Source organism: Rhodobium orientis, from assembly GCF_003258835.1.
GTDB classification, from domain to species: Bacteria; Pseudomonadota; Alphaproteobacteria; order Rhizobiales; family Rhodobiaceae; genus Rhodobium; species Rhodobium orientis.
The window spans coordinates 73,756-93,591 of the sequence record NZ_NPEV01000002.1; the positions used below are offsets into that span (position 1 = coordinate 73,756).

Annotated in this window: 16 protein-coding genes; 7 read left to right on the forward strand and 9 right to left on the reverse strand. The window is 64.2% G+C overall.

The window, feature by feature from the left end; genetic code table 11:
* Positions 1-167 precede the first annotated feature (167 nt).
* Positions 168-2,225 carry a methyl-accepting chemotaxis protein gene (locus tag CH339_RS01635; protein WP_201240858.1) on the forward strand — a complete coding sequence of 686 codons (2,058 nt, stop codon included), beginning with the start codon at positions 168-170 and terminating at the stop codon, positions 2,223-2,225.
* Between the two features lie 86 nt (positions 2,226-2,311).
* On the opposite strand, the gene CH339_RS01640 is transcribed toward CH339_RS01635, so the two are convergent.
* From CH339_RS01640 to CH339_RS01650, 3 genes are all read right to left on the reverse strand, one after another.
* Positions 2,312-2,875, reverse strand: a complete 564-nt coding sequence (locus CH339_RS01640; protein WP_111432535.1) for a YcjF family protein — start codon at positions 2,873-2,875, stop codon at positions 2,312-2,314.
* A 194-nt stretch (positions 2,876-3,069) separates the two neighbouring features.
* Complete coding sequence (locus CH339_RS01645) at positions 3,070-3,702, reverse strand: YcjF family protein (RefSeq protein WP_111432536.1); 633 nt, start codon at positions 3,700-3,702, stop codon at positions 3,070-3,072.
* Positions 3,699-4,355: an AAA family ATPase gene (locus CH339_RS01650; protein ID WP_170138354.1), complete on the reverse strand. Its 657-nt coding sequence runs from the start codon at positions 4,353-4,355 to the stop codon at positions 3,699-3,701. Before CH339_RS01650 ends, CH339_RS01645 begins: the two co-directional genes overlap by 4 nt.
* A 231-nt stretch (positions 4,356-4,586) precedes the next feature.
* Between CH339_RS01650 and CH339_RS01655 the strand changes: the two genes are divergently transcribed.
* On the forward strand, positions 4,587-6,377 hold the full coding sequence (locus CH339_RS01655) for an NAD(P)/FAD-dependent oxidoreductase (RefSeq protein ID WP_111432538.1): 1,791 nt from the start codon (positions 4,587-4,589) through the stop codon (positions 6,375-6,377).
* Between the two features lie 74 nt (positions 6,378-6,451).
* On the forward strand, positions 6,452-7,369 hold the full coding sequence (locus tag CH339_RS01660) for a polysaccharide deacetylase family protein (protein WP_111432539.1): 918 nt from the start codon (positions 6,452-6,454) through the stop codon (positions 7,367-7,369).
* Between the two features lie 114 nt (positions 7,370-7,483).
* On the opposite strand, the gene CH339_RS01665 is transcribed toward CH339_RS01660, so the two are convergent.
* From CH339_RS01665 to CH339_RS01690, 6 genes are all read right to left on the reverse strand, one after another.
* Positions 7,484-8,182 (reverse strand): HAD family hydrolase, encoded by a 699-nt coding sequence (locus CH339_RS01665; RefSeq protein ID WP_111432540.1) that lies wholly within the window; start codon positions 8,180-8,182, stop codon positions 7,484-7,486.
* Between the two features lies 1 nt (position 8,183).
* On the reverse strand, positions 8,184-9,059 hold the full coding sequence (locus tag CH339_RS01670) for a class II fructose-bisphosphate aldolase (protein ID WP_111432541.1): 876 nt from the start codon (positions 9,057-9,059) through the stop codon (positions 8,184-8,186).
* A gap of 27 nt (positions 9,060-9,086) precedes the next feature.
* Complete coding sequence (gene lpdA, locus CH339_RS01675) at positions 9,087-10,526, reverse strand: dihydrolipoyl dehydrogenase (protein ID WP_111432542.1); 1,440 nt, start codon at positions 10,524-10,526, stop codon at positions 9,087-9,089.
* Positions 10,523-11,797 carry a dihydrolipoamide acetyltransferase family protein gene (locus CH339_RS01680; protein WP_111432543.1) on the reverse strand — a complete coding sequence of 425 codons (1,275 nt, stop codon included), beginning with the start codon at positions 11,795-11,797 and terminating at the stop codon, positions 10,523-10,525. Before CH339_RS01680 ends, lpdA begins: the two co-directional genes overlap by 4 nt.
* 176 nt (positions 11,798-11,973) lie before the next feature.
* A complete protein-coding gene (locus CH339_RS01685; RefSeq protein WP_111432544.1) occupies positions 11,974-12,951 on the reverse strand; it encodes an alpha-ketoacid dehydrogenase subunit beta in 978 nt (325 codons plus the stop codon).
* Positions 12,952-13,035: 84 nt separating this feature from the next.
* Complete coding sequence (locus CH339_RS01690) at positions 13,036-14,022, reverse strand: thiamine pyrophosphate-dependent dehydrogenase E1 component subunit alpha (RefSeq protein ID WP_111432545.1); 987 nt, start codon at positions 14,020-14,022, stop codon at positions 13,036-13,038.
* 657 nt (positions 14,023-14,679) lie between these two features.
* Between CH339_RS01690 and CH339_RS01695 the strand changes: the two genes are divergently transcribed.
* The 4 genes from CH339_RS01695 (at position 14,680) to CH339_RS01710 (ending at position 19,833) form a co-directional block, all read left to right on the forward strand.
* Positions 14,680-15,564, forward strand: coding sequence for a MurR/RpiR family transcriptional regulator (locus CH339_RS01695; RefSeq protein ID WP_170138355.1), 885 nt, complete (start codon positions 14,680-14,682; stop codon positions 15,562-15,564).
* A gap of 690 nt (positions 15,565-16,254) precedes the next feature.
* Positions 16,255-17,781: an extracellular solute-binding protein gene (locus tag CH339_RS01700; RefSeq protein WP_111432547.1), complete on the forward strand. Its 1,527-nt coding sequence runs from the start codon at positions 16,255-16,257 to the stop codon at positions 17,779-17,781.
* A 103-nt stretch (positions 17,782-17,884) separates the two neighbouring features.
* The gene (locus tag CH339_RS01705; RefSeq protein ID WP_111432548.1) at positions 17,885-18,886 is read left to right on the forward strand and encodes a carbohydrate ABC transporter permease; all 1,002 of its coding nucleotides are present in this window, start codon (positions 17,885-17,887) and stop codon (positions 18,884-18,886) included.
* Positions 18,887-18,954: 68 nt separating this feature from the next.
* Positions 18,955-19,833 (forward strand): carbohydrate ABC transporter permease, encoded by an 879-nt coding sequence (locus tag CH339_RS01710; RefSeq protein ID WP_111432549.1) that lies wholly within the window; start codon positions 18,955-18,957, stop codon positions 19,831-19,833.
* Positions 19,834-19,836: the final 3 nt, after the last annotated feature.

The window sequence follows — 19,836 nt, forward strand, 5'->3', positions numbered from 1 at the left end:
GGTCCGCCTGCGCAGGAAAATGCTCGCGGCATCCGCGTCTCTGTATTTATATGAAGTATACGCGCACTAATATTGTGTACTACGGTACATTTATTGGCGTGCATTAAATGAAAATCAATTCATGGAAGGCATTTTTCTCGGCAGTACCTAGTTCCGAGGAGACGGCCTTGAAGAACATTACGCTGCAAATTGCGCTTGCCGCGCTCATTCCATCGCTCGCGGTTGTCGGCCTGGCCGGGAACACCATGCTCGAACGCTACGAGACCTATAGTGAAATCCGGACGATGGTTCCGCTCACCGTCATGGCGGAAGATGCCGCCAATCTGGTGCACGAGATCCAGAAGGAGCGCGGCGCGACCGCGGCCTATATGAACGGCGGGTTCACGGACAAGGCGCGTGCGGTGGTCGACCAGCAAAGGAAGCTGACCGATGCATCCGCGGACGTCTTCTGGTCCCGGGTGAACGCGATGGACGAGCGCGTGACCGGGAAGATCGAAGATATCGGCGGTGTCCTCGATGCCCAGGAGGAGATCAGGGTCATCCGGGCCGGCATCGACGACAGGAGCAAGTCCAGCGCCGAGGCGATCAAGGTATTCACCGAGGAAATCACGGAATATGTCGCGGTCATCGTGGCGGTCATCGAACTGAGCTCGACGCGGGATATTTCCGGCAATCTGATCCCGTTCCTGTCCCTGGTCGAAGCGAAGGAAGCCGGCGGCACGGAGCGCGCCTTCGGCTCGGCTCTGCTTGCCTCGATGGCCGCGAACGGCAGCTTCGAATATCCGCAGTTCCTGCGCTACATGTCGATGCTCGGCGCCGAAAAGGCCTATCTGCATGAGTTCGAGGCCAATTCGTCGGACGCGCAAAAGGCGCTCTTCAAGGACACGGTCAAAGGGCCCGACGTGGAGCAGGTCGAGGCCTGGCGAACGGTTCTTCAGGACCTTCCGAACACCCGGGACGCGCAAGGGATCAAGGCGTTCGACTGGTTCGCGGCCGCCACCAGGCGCCTCGACATGATCAAGCAGGTCAGCGACGAACTGGTGCATCGCGCGGAGGGGTCCGCGGAGGCCGGTGCCGCCTCTCTCTTCAATCAGATGCTGTTGTTCGTCGGCATGGTCGCCGGATTGGGCGTCGTCGTGGCCATCTTCGTCGTCGCACAGGTCCGGTCTATCATCCGCTCCCTGAAGCGGCAACGGAACACGATCGCCGAGCTCGCGGACGGCAATGTCGACATCGATAATCCGGACGCGGAGCGTTCCGACGAGCTCGGCGACATTGCCCGTGCGTCGAAGGTCTTCCGCGACAAGATCCTGGAGAGCCGCCGGCTTGAGGAAGTGGAGCAGGCAGCCCGGCTCGGCCGGCGCCGGCGCCGCGAGCAACTGGAAAACGGCATCAAGACGTTCGAGGCGAGTATCGGCAGCGTCCAGGAGCGGCTGTCCGCCCAGACCCACAACGTGACAGCGACCGCGACCGACATGGTCCGCATCGCCCAGACCGCGGAAACCCAGGCGACTGCCGCCTCATCGGCGACGGCCAGCGCGACGGACAATGTGCAGACGGTCGCCTCGGCCGCAACGGAGCTTTCCGCCTCGATCCGGGAGATTTCCAGCCAGGCGACGACCGCCACCGCCGTCGCCACCGAGGCTGCGCAAAAGGCCGAAGAAACCGATCAGGATGTCGGTGCCCTTGCCGATGCCGCCGACAAGATCGGCGAAGTGATCGAGATCATCCGGGCGATTGCCGAACAGACCAACCTTTTGGCGCTCAATGCGACGATCGAAGCGGCGCGTGCGGGCGAGGCCGGCAAGGGCTTCGCGGTCGTCGCTGCGGAAGTCAAGGAACTGTCGAACCAGACGGCAAAAGCGACCGACGAGATCGCCAACCAGATCGGCGGCGTTCAGGTCTCGACCAAGACGGCCGTGGACTCCATCCGCAACATCGTCAGCAAGATCGAGGAAGTGCGCACGGTCTCAAGCGCGATCGCCGCGGCTGTCGAGGAGCAGGAAGCGGCGACGGCGGAAATCACTCAGAGCATCACCTATGCGTCCGATGGAGCGACGTCGGCGTCCGAGAACGTCCGGCACGTCACAACGACGATCGAGAGCACCCGCCAGCAGTCCCAGGTCATGGAGGATGCGGGCAACCAGCTTGGCGAAGTCGCCATCCAGCTGACGAGCGCAGTCAATGCCTTCCTGCAGGAGGCGCGGGCGGAAGAGGCCGCCTGACGCACTTCGAGCCGACCGCCCGCAACGAAAAATGCCGCCGGCCCTTCCGGACCGGCGGCATCTGAATTCTGCGGCTGTCGAAAGGCTCAGGACGCGGCGCTTTCCGCCGTCTCTTCGGTCTTGTCCTTGACCTTGCGGGCGAGATCCTTGCCCTTTTCGAACTGCTCCTTGTAGAACGCGCGCATCTTGCTGGCGTTGAAGTCGAGCAGCGTGCCGCCTTCCTCGTAATGCTTGACGATCGACCGGCCGACCGCGAAGGTCGCGCCGCCCGCCACCACCGGCAGCGAGACCATGCCGACCATCCAGCCGATGCCGGGGATCAGCTTGGTGGCGCTGGCGGCCACCACATAGCCGGCGCCATAGCCGACGACGCCGCCGGCAAGCGCATAGATCACCTTGCGGCCGAGGCTTTCGGTAAACGGCTTGCCGTAGAGCTGCGACAGCTTCTGGATCATGCGGAGCTGGATCGCGACCACCGCGGCGATGTCGAAGAAGGCGATGGGGACGATGCTGGCCGCCACCGAGGCGATCACATAGTCCTTGATGAGATTATCGGCCGTCAGCTCGCGCGCGACGTCGAATTCTTCCTCTGCGGCGGCTTCCACCGCCTCCGCCTCGGCTGCCTTTGCAGCGCTTGCCTTGGTCGCCATTCATGCCTCCTCGAAAGGTGTCCGGGCCCGCCACCGCGCCGGGCCATGGGAATCGTGTTGGTCAGACGACCAACGGAACGCGCTGCGAACGGTACTCTTTTAGGTCGATAATGGAAAGAGTTGGCGCGGCCCGGCCACAGTTTTTCTTGGGCGTCAGCCGTCGGCGACTGCCGCCGCAAAGCATTGGCCGCAGTTTAAGCCGCCTCGCCCTGCAACTCTTCCAGATAGACCTCGCCGACGATGCGCACCAGCACGACGGCGGAGACCGAGGTCAGCGCGACGCCGAGAATGTGCGGCCCCGGCGTCATCTTCAACAGGCCGTTGGTGGTGAAGCTGGCGATCCCGGGCGCCGCCATGCCGGTCAGCATGGCCGTCGCCAGCCGCCGGCTGCGGTCCGTATCGAGCGGCCGGCCGTAGAGCCGCGACAGCTTGCGCAGCATGCGCTCCACAATGGCCGCGATCGCCGCAAGGTCGACCACCGGCACCGGCACGAGGCCGGCGACGGCACCGAAATTGGCGTGCCGCTCGATGATGAGGCGCGCGCATGCCTCGCGGAACGCGGCCTTCGTCGGCAGGCCCGAGGGCGCGGGAACGGAGGCGGCAACGGCGGGAAGGGAGGTTGGCGCAGGCTTGGGGGGCGCCACGGGCTCCGGCAGACGGTCGGGTTTTTCGTCCCGCGCGGTCCTCTCCGTCGGCGCCGTGGCGTCGGCGGCGGGATTTTCCGGCGCGCGCGTCTTCGGCCGGTTCTCCTCGGCCAGCGCCGCACTTGCCGCATCGCGCAGGTCGTCGAGGGTGCGGGTCGAGGTCTTCGGCAGCCGCTTGGTCATGCCGTCAGCGCCTTCTTGGTGGACAGCAGCGCCTCGGCTTCATCGGCGATCGCGGCAATCTCGCGCGCGGCCGGCCCCTCGGCCGCCGTCAGGCTCGGCGTCGCGCCATAGAGCGCGGCCTCGGCATAGGCGACCCGGTTGGTCATGTCGGCGGCAAGCAGCGGAAAGCCGCTCTCGGCAAGGTCGGCGCGCACATGGCGGGCGATGACGCTGCCCGGGGTCGTCTGGGTCAAAACGCAGCGGAACGTCGGCGCCCAGCCCTTGACCCCGCTCATCAGCGTCTTGACCGTATCCATCATCCGGTCGACGTCGAGCGGCGAAGCCTTGACCGGAATTAGCACGAGGTCGGCGACGGCAAGGGCGGCGACGGTGATCTCGCTGTCGAAGCCCGGCGTGTCGACGATGGTGATGCCGTGGCCCGCGCGCCGCGCCTTGATCGCCTGCCAGACGCCAGGATCGGCCTCTTCCAGCAGCGCGACGCCGCCGAGCGCGGCCTCCCGCTCGGCAAGCCGCGTTGCCGAGCGCTGCGGGTCGGCATCGACGAGGAGGGGCCGGAGCCCCTTCAATTGCCAGTGCACGGCCAGGCAGCAGGCAAGGGTCGTCTTGCCGCTGCCGCCCTTCAACGATGCCACCGTGACGACCGGTCCGGTCATTCTCGCGTCCAATCCGCCGATTCGTGCCATTCCCGTCCGAGTATTCCCGAAAAGGACTCATAAGGCTACGGGCACGGCGGAACGCCCCATTCCGCGTCGCTGAGAACGCGCGCCAAGCCTCGCCGGCGATACCAAAATCCATGAACAAAATTTTCAGAAATATTGACTTTTGCCGCAAGTAGAGGATCATTGTGAAAATAATTTGCAAAAAACCAAAACCGAGGAAACGCCATGGATATTCACGCTCCCAACGGGAAGATCGCCACCTGGCTGGCGACATTCTCCGACGCCCTGGCGAAGGGCGACATCGACGCCGCCGTCGGCCTCTTTGCCACCGACTGCTACTGGCGCGATCTCCTGACCTTCACCTGGAACATCAAGACCATGGAAGGCCGCGACCGGATCCGCGACATGCTGGAGGCGACGCTTTCGACGGCAAAGCCGGTGAAGTGGGAACTGGTCGGCGACGCCAGCGAGGCGGACGGCATCACGGAAGGCTGGATCCGCTTTGAGACGGAGGTCGCCCGCGGCGAAGGCCATCTGCGCCTCAACGCCGAGGGCGCCTGGACTCTGCTGACGGCAATGACCGAACTGAAGGGGTTCGAGGAGAAGAAGGGCACGACCCGCGAAAGCGGCGTGGAGCACCGGGTCCAGCCCGGCCGCAAGACCTGGCTGGAGGAACGCCAGGCGGAGGAGGCTTCCCTCGGCACCACCGAGCAGCCCTATTGCGTCATCATCGGCGGCGGCCAGGGCGGAATCGGCCTTGGCGCGCGGCTGCGCCGTAACGGCGTTTCCACCATCATCATCGAGAAGAACGAGCGCCCCGGCGATAGCTGGCGCAAGCGCTACAAGTCGCTCTGCCTGCATGATCCGGTCTGGTACGACCATTTGCCGTATCTGCCATTCCCGGAGCACTGGCCGGTGTTCTCGCCCAAGGACAAGATCGGCGACTGGCTGGAAAGCTATACCAAGATCATGGAGCTGAACTACTGGGCGAGCACCGTCTGCGAGAGCGCCTCCTATGACGAGGAAAAGGGCGAGTGGACCGTCAAGGTGGTGCGCGACGGAACGCCTGTGACCCTCAGGCCGAAGCAGCTCGTGCTGGCGACCGGCATGTCCGGCCGGCCGATGATCCCGGAGTTCGCCGATCGCGACAAATTCAAGGGCGAGATCCAGCACTCCTCGCAGCATCCGGGCGGCGACGGCTATGAGGGCAAGAAGGTGCTCGTCGTCGGCTCCAACAACTCCGCCCACGACATCGCCGCCGACCTCTATGAGCACGGCGCCGACGTCACCATCGTGCAGCGCAGCTCCACCCATGTGGTGAAGTCGGAGACCCTGATGGACCTCGGCCTCGGCCCGCTCTATTCGGAGGAGGCGCTGGCAAAGGGCATCGACACCCACACGGCCGACATGACCTTCGCCTCGGTGCCCTATGCGGTCCTCGCCGACGTCCAGAAGCCCGTCTATGCGGAGGTCCGCAAGCGCGACAAGGCGTTTTACGATCGCCTGGAAAAGGCCGGCTTCCTGCTCGATTTCGGCGAGGACGGGTCCGGCCTCTTCATGAAATATCTGCGCCGCGGCTCCGGCTATTACATCGACGTCGGCGCCTCGGAACTGATCGCCAGCGGCAAGATCAAGCTGAGGGCCGGCCAGGCGACCGCCTATACCGAAAACGGCCTCATCGTCGACGGCGAGGAACTTCCCGCCGACCTCATCGTGCTGGCCACCGGCTATGCCTCCATGAACGGCTGGGCGGCGGAACTGATCTCCCAGGAGGTCGCCGACAAGGTCGGCAAGTGCTGGGGCCTCGGCTCCGGCACCACAAAGGACCCCGGTCCCTGGGAAGGCGAGTTGCGCAACATGTGGAAGCCGACGCAGCAGCAAGCGCTCTGGTTCCACGGCGGCAACCTGCACCAGTCCCGCCACTATTCGCGCTACGTCGCCCTGCAGCTGAAGGCCCGCCAGGAAGGCATCCCGACGCCTGTCTACGGCATGTCGGAAGTGCACCACCTGAGCTGATTTTGTCTCTTGAGTGCCGGCGGCATTGCGATGTCGCCGGCATCGACGCTCCCCGCTCTGCAAAGGACAAAAAAATGACCGAGGCCGCTTTCTGGCCGGACGGCGCCCGTCTGGTGCTGTCCATTTCCATGCAGTTCGAGGCCGGCGGCGAGGTCCTCTACGGCGCGCCGGGCCCGCTCGACGGCCTCGGCACGATGGACGACGTCCTCGATTACCCGACCAAGAGCTGGTACCGCTACGGCTATGTGGAAGGCCTGCAGCGGATGATGGATCTGTGGGACAGGCTCGGCATCAAGGTCACCTCCCACATGGTCGGCACCGCCGTCGACAACGCGCCGGAAGTTGCCCGCGAGATCGTCGACCGCGGCCACGAGGCCGCCGCCCACGGACGCGACTGGGTCCCGCAATACGACATGGAGCCGGACGCCGAGCGCGCCTTCATCGAGGCGAACGTGGCGAGCATCGAGAAAGCCACCGGCACCCGGCCGCTCGGCTACAACAGCGCCGCCATGCGCCCGACGGCGAACACGTTGAAAATCCTCGCCAACCTCGGCTTCACCTACCACATCGACGACGTCAGCCGCGACGAGCCCTTCGTTATCCCGGTGCGCCAAAAACCCTTCGCCGTCGTGCCCTATACCCTGCAGCACAACGACATCATCCAGTTCGAGCGCTATGGCTTTTCCGCCCACGATTTCGAGCGCGAGCTGAGGGACGGTTTCGACCAGCTCTACGAGGAGGCGGCGAGGCGCCGGCGGATGATGTCGATCTCCCTCCACGACCGCATCGCCGGCCGCCCGCACCGCGTCCGCGCGATCGGCCGCTTCCTGGAATACGCGCTCGCCCAGCCCGGCGTCGTCGCGCTGCGCAAGGACGAAATCGCCGCCTTCGCGCTCACTGACCCGTCCATTCTCCAGGACGTCAACGAGCACGACCGCTGGGCGGATATCGAAGACGGGCTGGGAACGGCTAAGGTCGGGAGAATGGGGTAGGGCGGGTTGGCGACTGGCTTCATTAGCGTCCGATTTAGTTTCAACCTTAAACAAAAAAGCCCGCCGACGGATCGGCGGGCAGGACGTTCCAGAGGGTCTGGAAGACTCGAAAACTCAGGTCAGCGCCTTGCAGTCGGCAAGGATGACCTCGGCAAGGCTCGGCACGACCTTGTCGGCGCCGGAAAAGTCCTCGTCTGCCGTGTAGGACGACGTGGTGACGACGCAGTGCATGCCGGCGGCGAGCGCCGCCTTCATGCCGATCTCGCTGTCTTCCACGACGACGCAGGCGGCCGGGTCGAGGCCGAGCTTGTCCTTGGCGAGGTTGTAGATGTCCGGGTTCGGCTTTTTCCTCGGCACCATGTCGCCGGCAAAGACCGGCATATGCCTGGCGCGGTCCGGGCCGAGCAGGACATCGACGACGGCCTGCACGGCGTGCTCGTTGGAAGTCGAGCAGACAGCGAGCTTTTTGGCCGAAGCGATCGCCTCGTCGACGATTGCGGCAATGCCGGGCCTAAGCGGCAGGGCGCCGCCTTCGATCAGCTCCATGAAGAGGCCGGTCTTCAGCTTGTGGAGGTCGAGGATAAAAGCATCGCGTTCGTGCTCCGGCACCGGCCAGTCCGTTTCGTCGAAATGGCGCCGCATGCGCTCCTTGCCGCCGGCGGTCTTCAACAACTCGCCGTAGCGCTCCACCGACCATTCGACATCGAGCCCCTTGGCGGCAAACGCCTTGTTGAAGGCAACCCGGTGGCCGTCCCTCTCGGTGTCGACGAGGACGCCGTCGCAGTCAAAGATGAGGGCCTGCATCTCCGCCATCTTACGCCGCCTTCATCTGGCTGGCCTTGCCCTCGGAGCCGAAGGTGCGGATCATGTCCATGACACCCGCCTTCATGGTCTCGTACTGGGCCTCGATATAGGGGATCGGCTCCTTCACCGGCGGTTCCTTTGTCTTCACATCGCAGAAGCCGTCGACGAAATGCTTCTTGTGCATGGTCGAGATGTTGACCTTGGCGCAGCCGGACTGGATGCAGCGGGTGAACTGCTCGTCGGTGAGCCCGGTGCCGCCATGCAGCGCGATCGGAATATCGATGATGCTGGTCAGCTTTTCCAGCCGGTCATAGGCGATCTTCGGCTCGCCCTTGTAGTCGCCATGGGCGGTGCCGATGGCCGGCGCAAAGACGGCGAGCTCCGGCATTTCCTTGCAGAAGGCGAGGCACTCGTTGACATCGGCGAGGATCGCCTCGTCCTCGGCGACGAACTTGTCGTCCTCCACGCCGCCAATGGCGCCGAGTTCGGCCTCAAGGCCGACGCCGGCGGCCATGGCAATGTCGTAGGCCTGTTTCGACTTCTTCACATTTTCCTCGAACGGGTCTGCCGAGCCGTCAAACATGACGGAGGTCCAGCCATTGTCGATGCAGCCCTTGATGACGTCGAGGTCCTTGCAGTGGTCGAGATGGAGCGCAATCGGCACATCGGCATCGGCGGCAAGTGCGGCGACCCAGGACCCGAGCGTCTTGTGGCTCCACAGCTTGATGGTCTTGACCGAGACCTGGATGATGATCGGCGCGTTCATCTCCTCAGCCCCGTCGACGATGGCGCGGGCGCTGTTGTAGTCGATCATGTTGAAGGCGGCGATGCCGTAGCGGGCGGCCTTGGCGGTCTTCAGCATCGGCTTCATGTGAACGAGAGGCATGATGGCTCCTCCGAAAGGTGGGCGGGGTCAGATGTGGATGGCGCGCCCATAGGCGCTGAGCACGCTCTCGTGCATCGCCTCCGACAGCGTCGGATGCGGATAGACGGTGTGCATGAGGTGCTCTTCGGTGGTCTCATGGGAGATCGCGGTGGCGAACCCCTGGATCAGCTCGGTGACTTCCGGCCCGACCATATGGGCGCCGAGGAGTTCTCCCGTTTCGTCGTCGAAGACGGTCTTGACGAAGCCCTCGGTGTCGCCGAGGGCGACGGCCTTGCCGTTGCCGATGAAGGGAAAGCGGCCGATGCGTATTTTGTGGCCGGCGTCCTTGGCGGCCTTTTCTGTGAGGCCTACCGAGGCGATCTGCGGGTGGCAGTAGGTGCAGCCGGGGATCCGGGTCTTGTCGAGGGCATGGGCGTCCATGCCGGCGATGGCCTCGACGCACAGGATGCCCTCGTGCTCGGCCTTGTGGGCCAGCATCGGCGCGCCGGCGACGTCGCCGATGGCATAGACGCCGGCAACGTTGGTCCGGCAGAGCCCGTCTGTGACGATGCCCCCGCGATCCGTCGTCACGCCAATGGTTTCCAGGCTAAGGTTTTCCGTATTGGGGGCAACACCGATCGCGGAGATGACCTTGTCGACGGTGACGGTCTCGGTTTTGCCGTCGGCACCTTCCAGTGTGACGGTGACGCCGGCGCCGGATTTGTCGAGCTTCGTCGCCCTGGTGCCGGTGAGGACGCGGATGCCGCGCTTTTCGAAGCGCTTGCGGGCAAAGGCGGCGACCTCCTCGTCCTCGTGCGGCAGGATCTGCGGCAGCAGTTCGACGATAGTGACGTCGGCGCCGAGCGAGCGGTAGAACGAGCCGAATTCGACGCCGATGGCGCCGGATCCCATGACCAGCAGCGATTTCGGCACGTCCTTGGGGACCATCGCCTCGAAATAGGTGAGGACCTTGTTGCCGTCGGGCTCCAGGCCCGGCAGCGCACGTGGCCGGGCGCCGGTCGCGACAATGATGTGTTCTGCGCTGTAGGTTCCCTGTCCCTTGATGCCCTTCGGTGCCGGGTGGGCCGGCTCGGCCGGTTTCTTGGTCGGGGCGGCGACCTCGAGCGTATGGGCGTCCTTGAACCGCGCCTCGCCCCAGATCACGTCGACCTTGTTCTTTTTCAGCAGCATGCCGATACCGCCATTGAGCTGGGCGGAGACGGCGCGCGAGCGCTTGACGATGGCGGCGATGTCGGGCTTTGCCTCGCCCGCCGTAATGCCGAAGGCCTTCGCCTCCCGCATCTGGTCGAGGAGGTCGGCGGACCGGAGCAGCGCCTTGGTCGGGATGCAGCCCCAGTTGAGGCAGATGCCGCCGAGGTGCTCGCGCTCGACCACGGCCGTCTTCAGGCCGAGTTGGGCGGCGCGAATGGCAGCCACATAGCCACCCGGTCCGGCGCCGACCACGATGACGTCGTAGTCCCTGCTCATTCCGCCGCTGCCGCCGAAAGTTTGCCGTCGAACATGTTGTAGGTTGAGATGGTCTCCGACAGTGCCTGCAGGAACTGGGCGCCATAGGCGCCGTCGACGGCGCGGTGGTCGGCGGCGAGCGACAGCGGCAGGATGTCCCGCACCTGGATGCCGCCGCGATGTTCGCGGACCAGGCGCTGGATCGGTCCGACGCCGAGGATGCCGGCCTCCGGCGGATTGATGATCGGGATCACCTCGACGCCGTACATGCCGAGATTTGAGATCGAGAAGGTGCTCTGCGCCTGCGACTTGGTCATGCCGCGCCTTGCGGCGGCCGCGTGCTCGCGCACGGCAGCGGCGATCTCGACAAGGCTCAGGAACGGCGTGTTCTCGATCGCCGGCACCATCAGCCCGTTCTCGACGGAGACGGCGACGCCCACATTAACCTGGCCCTTCAGCACCACCCGGTCGCTGGCGACATGGGCGTTGAGGCGCGGAAACTCCAGGAGGGTGAGGGCGGTGGCGTGGACGATGACGTCGTTGACCGAGACCTTGTCGCCGCCCATGTCGAGATGGGCGCGGCGGCGGATGAGGAGGTCGCTGACGTCGACCTCGGCCTTCAGGTAGAAATGCGGGATCGTCTGCTTGGACAACAGCAGCCGGTCGGCGATCACCTGGCGCATGCGGGTGAACGGCTCCTCCCGGTCGCGGGTGTCGGCCGCCGGCAGCGGCATCGGCTTGGCAGCGGGTGTCGCGGCAGCGGGGGCAGGGGCGGCGGCCGGCTTTTCCGCTGCGGGCGCCTTGCCTGAGCCGCTCGCAAGCGCCGCCTCGATGTCGCGCTTGACGACGGAGCCGCGCGGGCCGGTGCCCGCAATGGCGGTGATGTCGAGGCCGTTCTTCTTGGCCAGGCGACGCGCGAGCGGTGAAGAGCCGGTCCCGCCGGAGGCCGCCGGTGCGGCATCGGCTTTTTCGGCCGGAGCAGCGGTCTCAGCGGCAGGGGGCGCCGTGTCGTCCGCCTTTGCGCTGTCAGCCTTGCCGCCGTCGACGGTTTCGCCCTCGGCGCCGACGAAGAGGATCGGCTCCAGCACGGTCGCCTTGTCGCCCTCGCCGTAGAGCAGCTTCAGGACGGTGCCTTCCTCGAAGGCCTCGACCTCGAAGCTCGCCTTTTCCGATTCCACCACGGCGACGATGTCGCCCTTCTTCACCGGATCGCCGACCTTGACGTTCCAGGAAACGAGAACGCCCTCGGTGAGGTCCTGGCCGACCTGGGGCATCAGGATTGGGGCTGCCATGGTCCAACGCCTTTCTTCAACAATCGCTTCTTCGGGCGCTTTTCAAGCGCGGGTCTGGTGCGGGGTGATCCCGCCATGTCCCTTGTCCCCGTCGTCGGGCCGGGCTTGGTGATTCCGGGGAGGCGACATGGCGGGACCTTTCGCGAAGGCGCGCCGCAGGGGTGCGCAAACGAAGGTCAGGCCGCCTTGTCGGCGTGCAGCACGGACTTGGCCGCGGCCACGATGTCTGATGTCTGCGGCACCGAGGCCTTTTCCAGTTCCAGATTGAACGGGATCGGCGTGTTCATGCCGGCAACGATCTCCACCGGGGCATCGAGGTCATAAAAGGCCTCCTGCTGGATGATCGAGGCGATGTCGGAAGCGACGCCGCCGCGACGCACGGCCTCCTGGACGATGACGACGCGGTTGGTCTTGGCGACCGAGGCAAGGATGGCGTCCTTGTCGAGCGGCACCAGAGTGCGCGGATCGAGGACCTCGGCCGAAATGCCTTCCCCGGCCAGTTGCTCGGCCGCCTCCAGCGTTCGCGGCACCATGTTCGACCAGGCGATCAGCGTAACGTCCGTGCCCTCGCGCTTGATGTCGGCCTTGCCGAACTCGATGATCAGTTCGCCCTCCGGCACCATGCCCTTGGTCATGTAGAGGTGCTTGTGCTCCAGGAACATCACCGGGTCGGGCTGGCGCAGGGCATATTTGAGGAGGCCCTTGGCGTCGTGGGGCGTCGACGGCATGACCACGCGAAGGCCGGGGATATGGTAGAAGAGGGCCTCCAGGCTCTGGGAATGCTGGGCCGCGACGCCGCCGCCGGTGCCCCCTTGCGTCCTCAGCACGAAGGGCACGCGCCCTTCGCCGCCGGTCATCAGCCGAAACTTTGCCGCCTGGTTGACGATCTGGTCCATGCCGAGCATGGCGAAGTCGATATAGAGGATTTCGACGACCGGTCGCGCATGGGCAATCGCCGCGCCGACGCCGACGCCGATCATGCTGGCCTCGGAAATCGGCGTGTCGCGGACCCGCAGTGCGCCGAACTTGGCGAGCAGCCCCTCGGTCACCTTGTAGGACCCGCCGCGCTCGGCGATGCCCTCACCGATGATGAAGACCTCGTCGTTCAGCTCCATTTCCTCAAAGAGCGCTTCCCTGAGGGCTTCGCGGTACATCAGCTCACGGTCAGCCACGTGATCCTCCCCGTTTTTCTTCTTCAGCGCCTTTTTTGAAAGGCGTTCGAGTTGTGCTCTTTGCGGTCAGTAGGCCGAGACGAAGTCCTGGAACTCTTCCACCGAGATCTCGCCGGCAGCCTTGGCCTTTTCGACCGCGGCGTCGAATTCCTGTTGGATCTCTTCTTCCAGCTTCGCGACCTCCTCAGCCGACATCTTGCCGAGCTTGATGAGGTTGTCGCGGGCGCGGTCCACCGGATCGCGGTCCATGTAGTATTTCAGCCGCTCCTCGGGCATGTATTTGCCGGGGTCGTTCACGTGGTGGCCGGAGTGACGGTAGGTCTTGGCCTCGATCAGCACCGGGCCGAGGCCGGAGCGGCACTTCTTGACCGCATCGAGCACGGTCTCATAGACCAGCAGCGGATCGTTGCCGTCGATCTGGTGGCTTTCCACGCCGATCGCCTCGCCGCGCTTGTAAAGGTCCGTGTCGCGCGTCGCCTCTTCCAGGGTGGTGGAGACGGCGTACTGGTTGTTCTCGATGATCAGGATGAAGTTGAGGTTCCAGATCGCGGCAAGGTTCAGGGACTCCAGGAACGTGCCGTTGTTGGTGGCGCCGTCGGTGGTGAAGGTGATGGTGACGGCGTCCGAGCCGCGCACCTGGTTGGCGAGCGCCGCGCCGACGCCGAGCGGCGTGCCGGCGCCGACGATGCCGTTGGCGCCGAGATTGTTCTTGGTGATGTCGGCGATGTGCATGGAGCCGCCATAGCCCTTGCAGTAGCCGGTGCGTTTCTGCAGCAGCTCGGCGACCATGCCGTCGATTTCCGCGCCGCGGGCGATGCAATGGCCGTGGCCGCGATGGGTCGAGCCGATATAGTCGCGGTCCTCGATCGCCGCGCAGGCGCCGGACGCGATGCCTTCCTGACCGAGGGAGGGATGGAAGTAGCCGCGCACCAGGCCCTGGCGATAGAGCTTGATGCCGCCGCTCTCGAAGGTCCGGATTCGGAAGGCCGTCGTGAAAAGTTTTTCCAAAAGTTCCTTAGGCGGCGTGTTCGACCGCGTATTGTCGGCTGCCATCCCCGTACCTCCCGGTATTTTCGGCGCATTCGGCCCGTTTTCCGGACCCTGTTTGCAAAATCTATAACGGCGGCTGCCCAAGTTGTAAAGAAATTTTCACCAGAAATTGGAGGCCGGTGCATTTCTGCTGACGTGCCGGTGTGTGTGGAACTTTCGTCTTAGGACAAAAGGTGGCTCCAAAGGCCCTGATATAATGCTCCGTATTAAAATAAAATATTGAATATAAATGAGAAATCGGTAGTTCGCCGCGATGTAGATATTTTTCCTTGCGCCACGCAAAGTGTATACACGGACCATCGCATCAACAGCAGGATGTTGAAAAAAATTTTCGATTTGGTTCGCCGAAAGTTTTCATCATAATCGGTTAACCAAACGCCCGGTCGGCAATCCCCGATGGCCGGGTCCGAATGCGCCGGGAAAACAAGGGCCTGGTCTCCCGGATCATCGAACAGCGTGCGCCCGCGACAATGTGGGGCGAGGTTTCGCCCTTGCGCGGACGCCGCGTTCGGGAGAATTCCGTGCCCTGAAGCAAGTGACGTGGCGCGCGCCCGACGGGCGTTCGCTCAGAGTGCCGCGGCGGCGCGACGCGGGGACGGGGGCCGTGACGTTGCCGGCGACGGTGGCGCCGCAAGGCCCGAAGAAGGAGCGACGGGAGCGATGGAGCCGGTCTCCAAGGACGTTATCGAGCGCATTCAGGAGCGCTATCCGGACCTCAGGCGCTCCGAGCGCCTGGTCGCCGACTATCTGCGCGAACACTCCAACAAGCGCCTTGAGATGTCGATCACCGAGTTCGCCGATACCCTCGGCGTCAGCGAGGCGACGGTGAGCCGGTTCACCCGCGCGCTCGGCTACAAGGGCTTTGCCGACATGAAGCTCTTTCTGGCGGCCGAAAGCGCGGAAAGCGCGGTCGATCACCGCATCGGCAACATCCCCGTCGCCATGCACGAGACCGATTCGCTGATCGAGACCAGCCGCAAGCTGGTGATGGCGCTTTCCTCGGCCATGGGCGAGACCCAGAAGCTGCTCGACCACGCCAGCATCCAGGCCGCCGTCAGCGCCGTCATCAACGCCAAGGAAGTGCTGTTCATGGGCGTCGGCGGCGCCGCGGCCGTCTGCGACGAGGCCGCCCACCTGCTTCTGAAGGCCGGCGTTCACGCCATCAGCCACGCCGACGGCTACACCCAGATCATCGCGGCAACGACCGCGAACGAATCGACCACCGTCTTCGGCGTCTCGCATACGGGAATGACCGACACGGTGGCGAACGCGCTGACGACCGCCCGCGCCAACAAGGCAAAGACGATCTGCATCACGTCGGGCCCCGACTCGCCCGTCGGCAAGGCCGGTGAGATTGCCCTCGTCACCTGGCACCACGAGGCCGAGCAGATCCCGCTCTATGGCGACTTCCTTGAGGGCCGGATGTGCCAGCTTTATATCATCTACCTGATTTATCTGGGCGTTCTGTTCCAGACCGGCGCCGACTCCCGCGACGCCCTGGAGGCGACGGCCGCCAATCTGGCGAAGTTTTATCTGCAGAAGTAGGGGGCGAGTCTGTTTGCGGTTCGTGCGGCCTTATGGGTTGCCGCGTCGGCCTGACGGCCTCCTCGCAATGACGCTGAAAAACCTCGGGAATTTCCGTTGTCATTGCGAGCGAAGCGAAGCAATCCAGCACCCGGGTGCTGGCTACAACGCAATGCGCCGCTTAGAGGGCCTCCGCCATCGGCCACACCCTCAGCCGTCACCCCGGGCTTGGCCAGGGGCCCATTGCCCTTGTCCTCACGGTATGCCGCTAACGGGCAGGGTTCTGCGCCTGCGTGGGCAAGGCCCGTGAAGGCGTTGCGATGGCATACCGTGTTGAGAGGGGCATTGGATCTCGGCTCTCCGCTGCGCTCCGGCCGGGATGGCGCCGAGGTAGTGTCGCCGGCGCTTCAGCCCTCTGCCTCCGCTCACCCATGAAAACGATTTTCCTGGATCGGCGCCCTCAAAACGCGTCCGAAGCGCGCCGGGAGCGCATCCTGTGAATACACGAACAGAGAATTTTTAGCGCCAAAAACCCCTTTTAAATGAGGCATCTAAGCCCAAGCGCCGATTTTGTCATAACAAGTTTCGATCAAATCTGTTGACAGCCAGAACAAAATGGCGAAAATTTTCAACATAAAAAGAAATTGCTGATCCACCTTGAAAAAAATTATCGCGAGGGTGGCGCGTCGGCTCAGCTAGGGAGGAAAGTCGATGTTCTATATACCGAAGAATTCCGTCCACAAGACCGTTTCCCGCCGCAAGTTCCTGGAGCTTGGCGGCGGTACCGCGGCCGCCCTCGGCATCGGCTCGATGACCGTCGGCCTCGGCACCGTGATTACCCGCACGCCGGTCAGCGCCGCCTCGTCCGAAGACGCCAAGTGGCGCCAGTACGAAGGCACCAAGCTGGTCTTCATGTCGGAGAACACGCCGCCGTCCTTCGCCATCCGCGACAACATCAAGGCGTTCTACGATCTCACCGGCATCGAGGTGGAGATCATCACCGACGGCCTGCCGATCGTCCAGCAGAAGGTCGGCATCGACCTGCGCGGCGGCAATTCCGACTTCGCGCTCTCCTATGTCCAGGACAAGCCGATCGGCGCCCCGTTCGCCGACTTCTATTCGGATCTGACGCCGCTGCTCGGCGACGAGACCCTGCCGCAGGATCCGGAAGGCTACGGCCGCGACGCCTGGTTCGAGAACTTCCTCGACGTCTGCGGCGTCTATTACGACCGCGACCGGCTGATCGCCCTGCCGTACGACTCCGCGGTCGCCTGCACCTTCTACCGCCAGGACCTCTACGAGAAATATTCCAAAGAGTTCGAGGCCGAATACGGCTACCGCCTGGAATACACCAAGGACTCCACCTGGCAGAACGTTCTGGACTTCGCCACCTTCTTCAAGAAGCTGCGCGATGGCGGCGAGGACGTGCCCTACGGCTACGCCCAGCACAACGGCAACTTCACCTGGACGACCCAGCTCGACATCCAGCGCATGCAGTTCGCCAACGGCCGCTGGATCGACTTCGACATCGACGACAAGCTCGGCTCGCGTGAGCCCGGCCCGTGCAACTGGGGCGACGAACAGTCGGTCCTGATCATGGAGAAGTTCAAGGCGCTCGGCGACGTCAGCCATCCGGACAACCTCGCCAACGGCACCCTGGAACTGAACACGGTCTACCAGTCCGGCCAGATCGCCATGCAGGTCCAGTACCACGAGTTCGCCGCCTCGGTGGAGAACGCCGAGACCTCGGTCGCGGCCGGCGGCAAGACCGCCTACGCCCCGTGCCCGAAGGGCGCGCCGGACTGGATCGTCAATGGCGGCGACGCCGTCAACGGCACCAATTGCGGCATCGGCGGCATCGGCATCAACGGCAACGCCTCGGAAGACGTCAAGCGCGCGGCCTACATCTTCGCCATCTGGGCAACGTCCAAGAACACCCAGTTCGACGTCCTGAAGGGCGTCGGCGGCACGCCGACCCGCAAGTCGGTGATGGACATCCCGGAGGTCCAGAAGGCCCGCACCCGGCCGACGGACATGCCGAACGCGCTGACCTTCGATGCGGTCTATGATTTCGGCATCAAGGACCCGCACTTCGTGCTCGGCCCGAAGATCCCCGAGGCCAACGAGTATCACAACATCGTTGCCGCGGAATCGCAGAACTGCCTTGCCGGCCGCACCACGCCGCAAGAGGCCTGCGCCACGATCAAGCAGCAGATCGACAATCTGAACGGCGTCTGAGCGCCGCCGGTTCGAGGATCGATGCCGGGGGCCTTGGCTCCCGGCGTCCTTTGGCCAGTTTCCCCGTTTTCAAGTGCCAAACGGCCCTGTCTGCGAGAGCGTCATGCAGAAAACACTCCGTGCGAAACGTGCGTCCTTCAGCGCGATCGAGGAAGATCACGGCTATGCCGCGCGCCGGCTCGACTACGGGCCGGGCGCGCTCAACGAGGAGCCGAAGCGCCGCTACCACATCCTGTTGATGGCGCCGGCCATCCTGACGCTCGCGGCCATCACCATCTACCCGTTCTTCTGGCTCATCTATATGAGCCTGCACAAGGTCTCGGTCGCCCGCTCCGACCGCTGGGTCGGTCTCGACAACTACGCGCGGCTCTTCGGCGACGTCAAATACACCGACGGCTGGCTGCTGCTTGTGAAGTATTCGGCCCTGTGCCTGACGCTGGAAATCCTCATCGGCGTCGTGCTCGCCGTCATCCTCAACGGCTCGCGCTTCGAAAAGGTCCTGGTGACCGTCTTCCTGATGCCGATGATGATGTCGCCGGTCGTGGCCGGCCTCGTCTGGTACTACCTCTATAACGGCACGTTCGGCTGGTATCACTGGCTGTTCCAGAGCATCGGCATCCTCGGCGAAACCTCGATCCTCGCCGACATCGACACCGCCATGTGGGGCCTCGTCATCGTAGATGTCTGGCAGTGGACGCCGCTGATCACGCTGATCACGCTGGCCGGCCTGAAGCGCGTCCCCCAGGATCAGCTCGAGGCCAACATGGTCGATGGCGCCGGCTCCCTGCGCAATTTCTTTACCGTCTCGCTGCCCAACATCTACCCCTTCCTGCTGATCGCCATCCTATTGCGGTTCATGGACAATTTCCGGTTCATCGACCACATCCTGGTGCTCACGGGCGGCGGGCCGGGCAACGCCACGCGCATCCTGCCGGTCTACCTGTTCGACGTCTCGTTCCAGTTCTTCAAGCTCGGACGCGGCGCCGCCATCGCCTTCACGCTGCTCATCGTGACCATCGTGCTCGGCCTCATCCTGGTGCGCATCTTCGACGATCCGAAAAAGCAGGTCGCCAGCGGCGAAGCCGGCGAAACGACGGACGACTAGGCCCAAGGAACGGGGCCAAAGAGTAGGCCAAAAGAACCGGCCAAAAGAGTAGGAAAGGCTGACAGCAAATGGCATCCCGCGAAATCGTCCAGTATGACAGCGGCCTGTCGCGCGTCTTCAAGGTGCTCGCCCAGGTCTTCCTGGTCGTCTACCTGATCTGGACCGTGTCGCCCTTCATCATCATGGTCGGCTCGTCCATGAAGGACCTCCTGGAGGCCTTCACCCTGCCGCGGGTCGGCGACTGGCTCGGTGCGCTGTCGTTCTTCGACTTCTCGCCAACCTTCAAGCACTATGTGGCGCTGTTCGCCGAGGAGAACTTCGGCGCCTACCTCACCAACAGCCTGATCGCCTCGGTCGGCTCGGCGCTCGTTGCCGTCGTGCTCGGCACTTCCTGCGCCTACTCCATGTCGCGCTACCAGTTCCGCGGCAAGAAGGACGTCTTCTTCTGGATCATCTCCACCCGCATGGCGCCGGTGGTCGCGGTTATCGTGCCGCTTTACGCGATCTTCCGCTCGTTCGGCCTCGTCGGCACCCTGCCGGGCCTGATCCTTGCCTATACGACGTTCAACCTGCCGTTCGCGATCTGGATGCTGAAGGGCTTCTTCGACAACGTGCCCTACGCCATCGAGGAGGCGGCCCAGTGCGACGGCGCCACCCGCCTGCAGGCGACGATGCAGATCCTGCCGCTCGTCGCCCCCGGCATCGGCGCCTTCCTGGTGCTGTGCATCCTGTTTGCCTGGAACGACTTCCTGTTCGCCACCATCATCGGCAGCGGCGGCGCCAAGACCCTTCCGGTCGCCACCAAGGAGTTGATCCAGCCGCAGAACGTGCAGTGGGGCAAGATCATGGCCGCCGGCGTCGTCACCACCGCGCCGATGATGCTGCTCGGCCTCCTGATCCGCCGCTACCTCGTCGCCGGCCTCACCATGGGCGCGGTCAAGGAATGACGG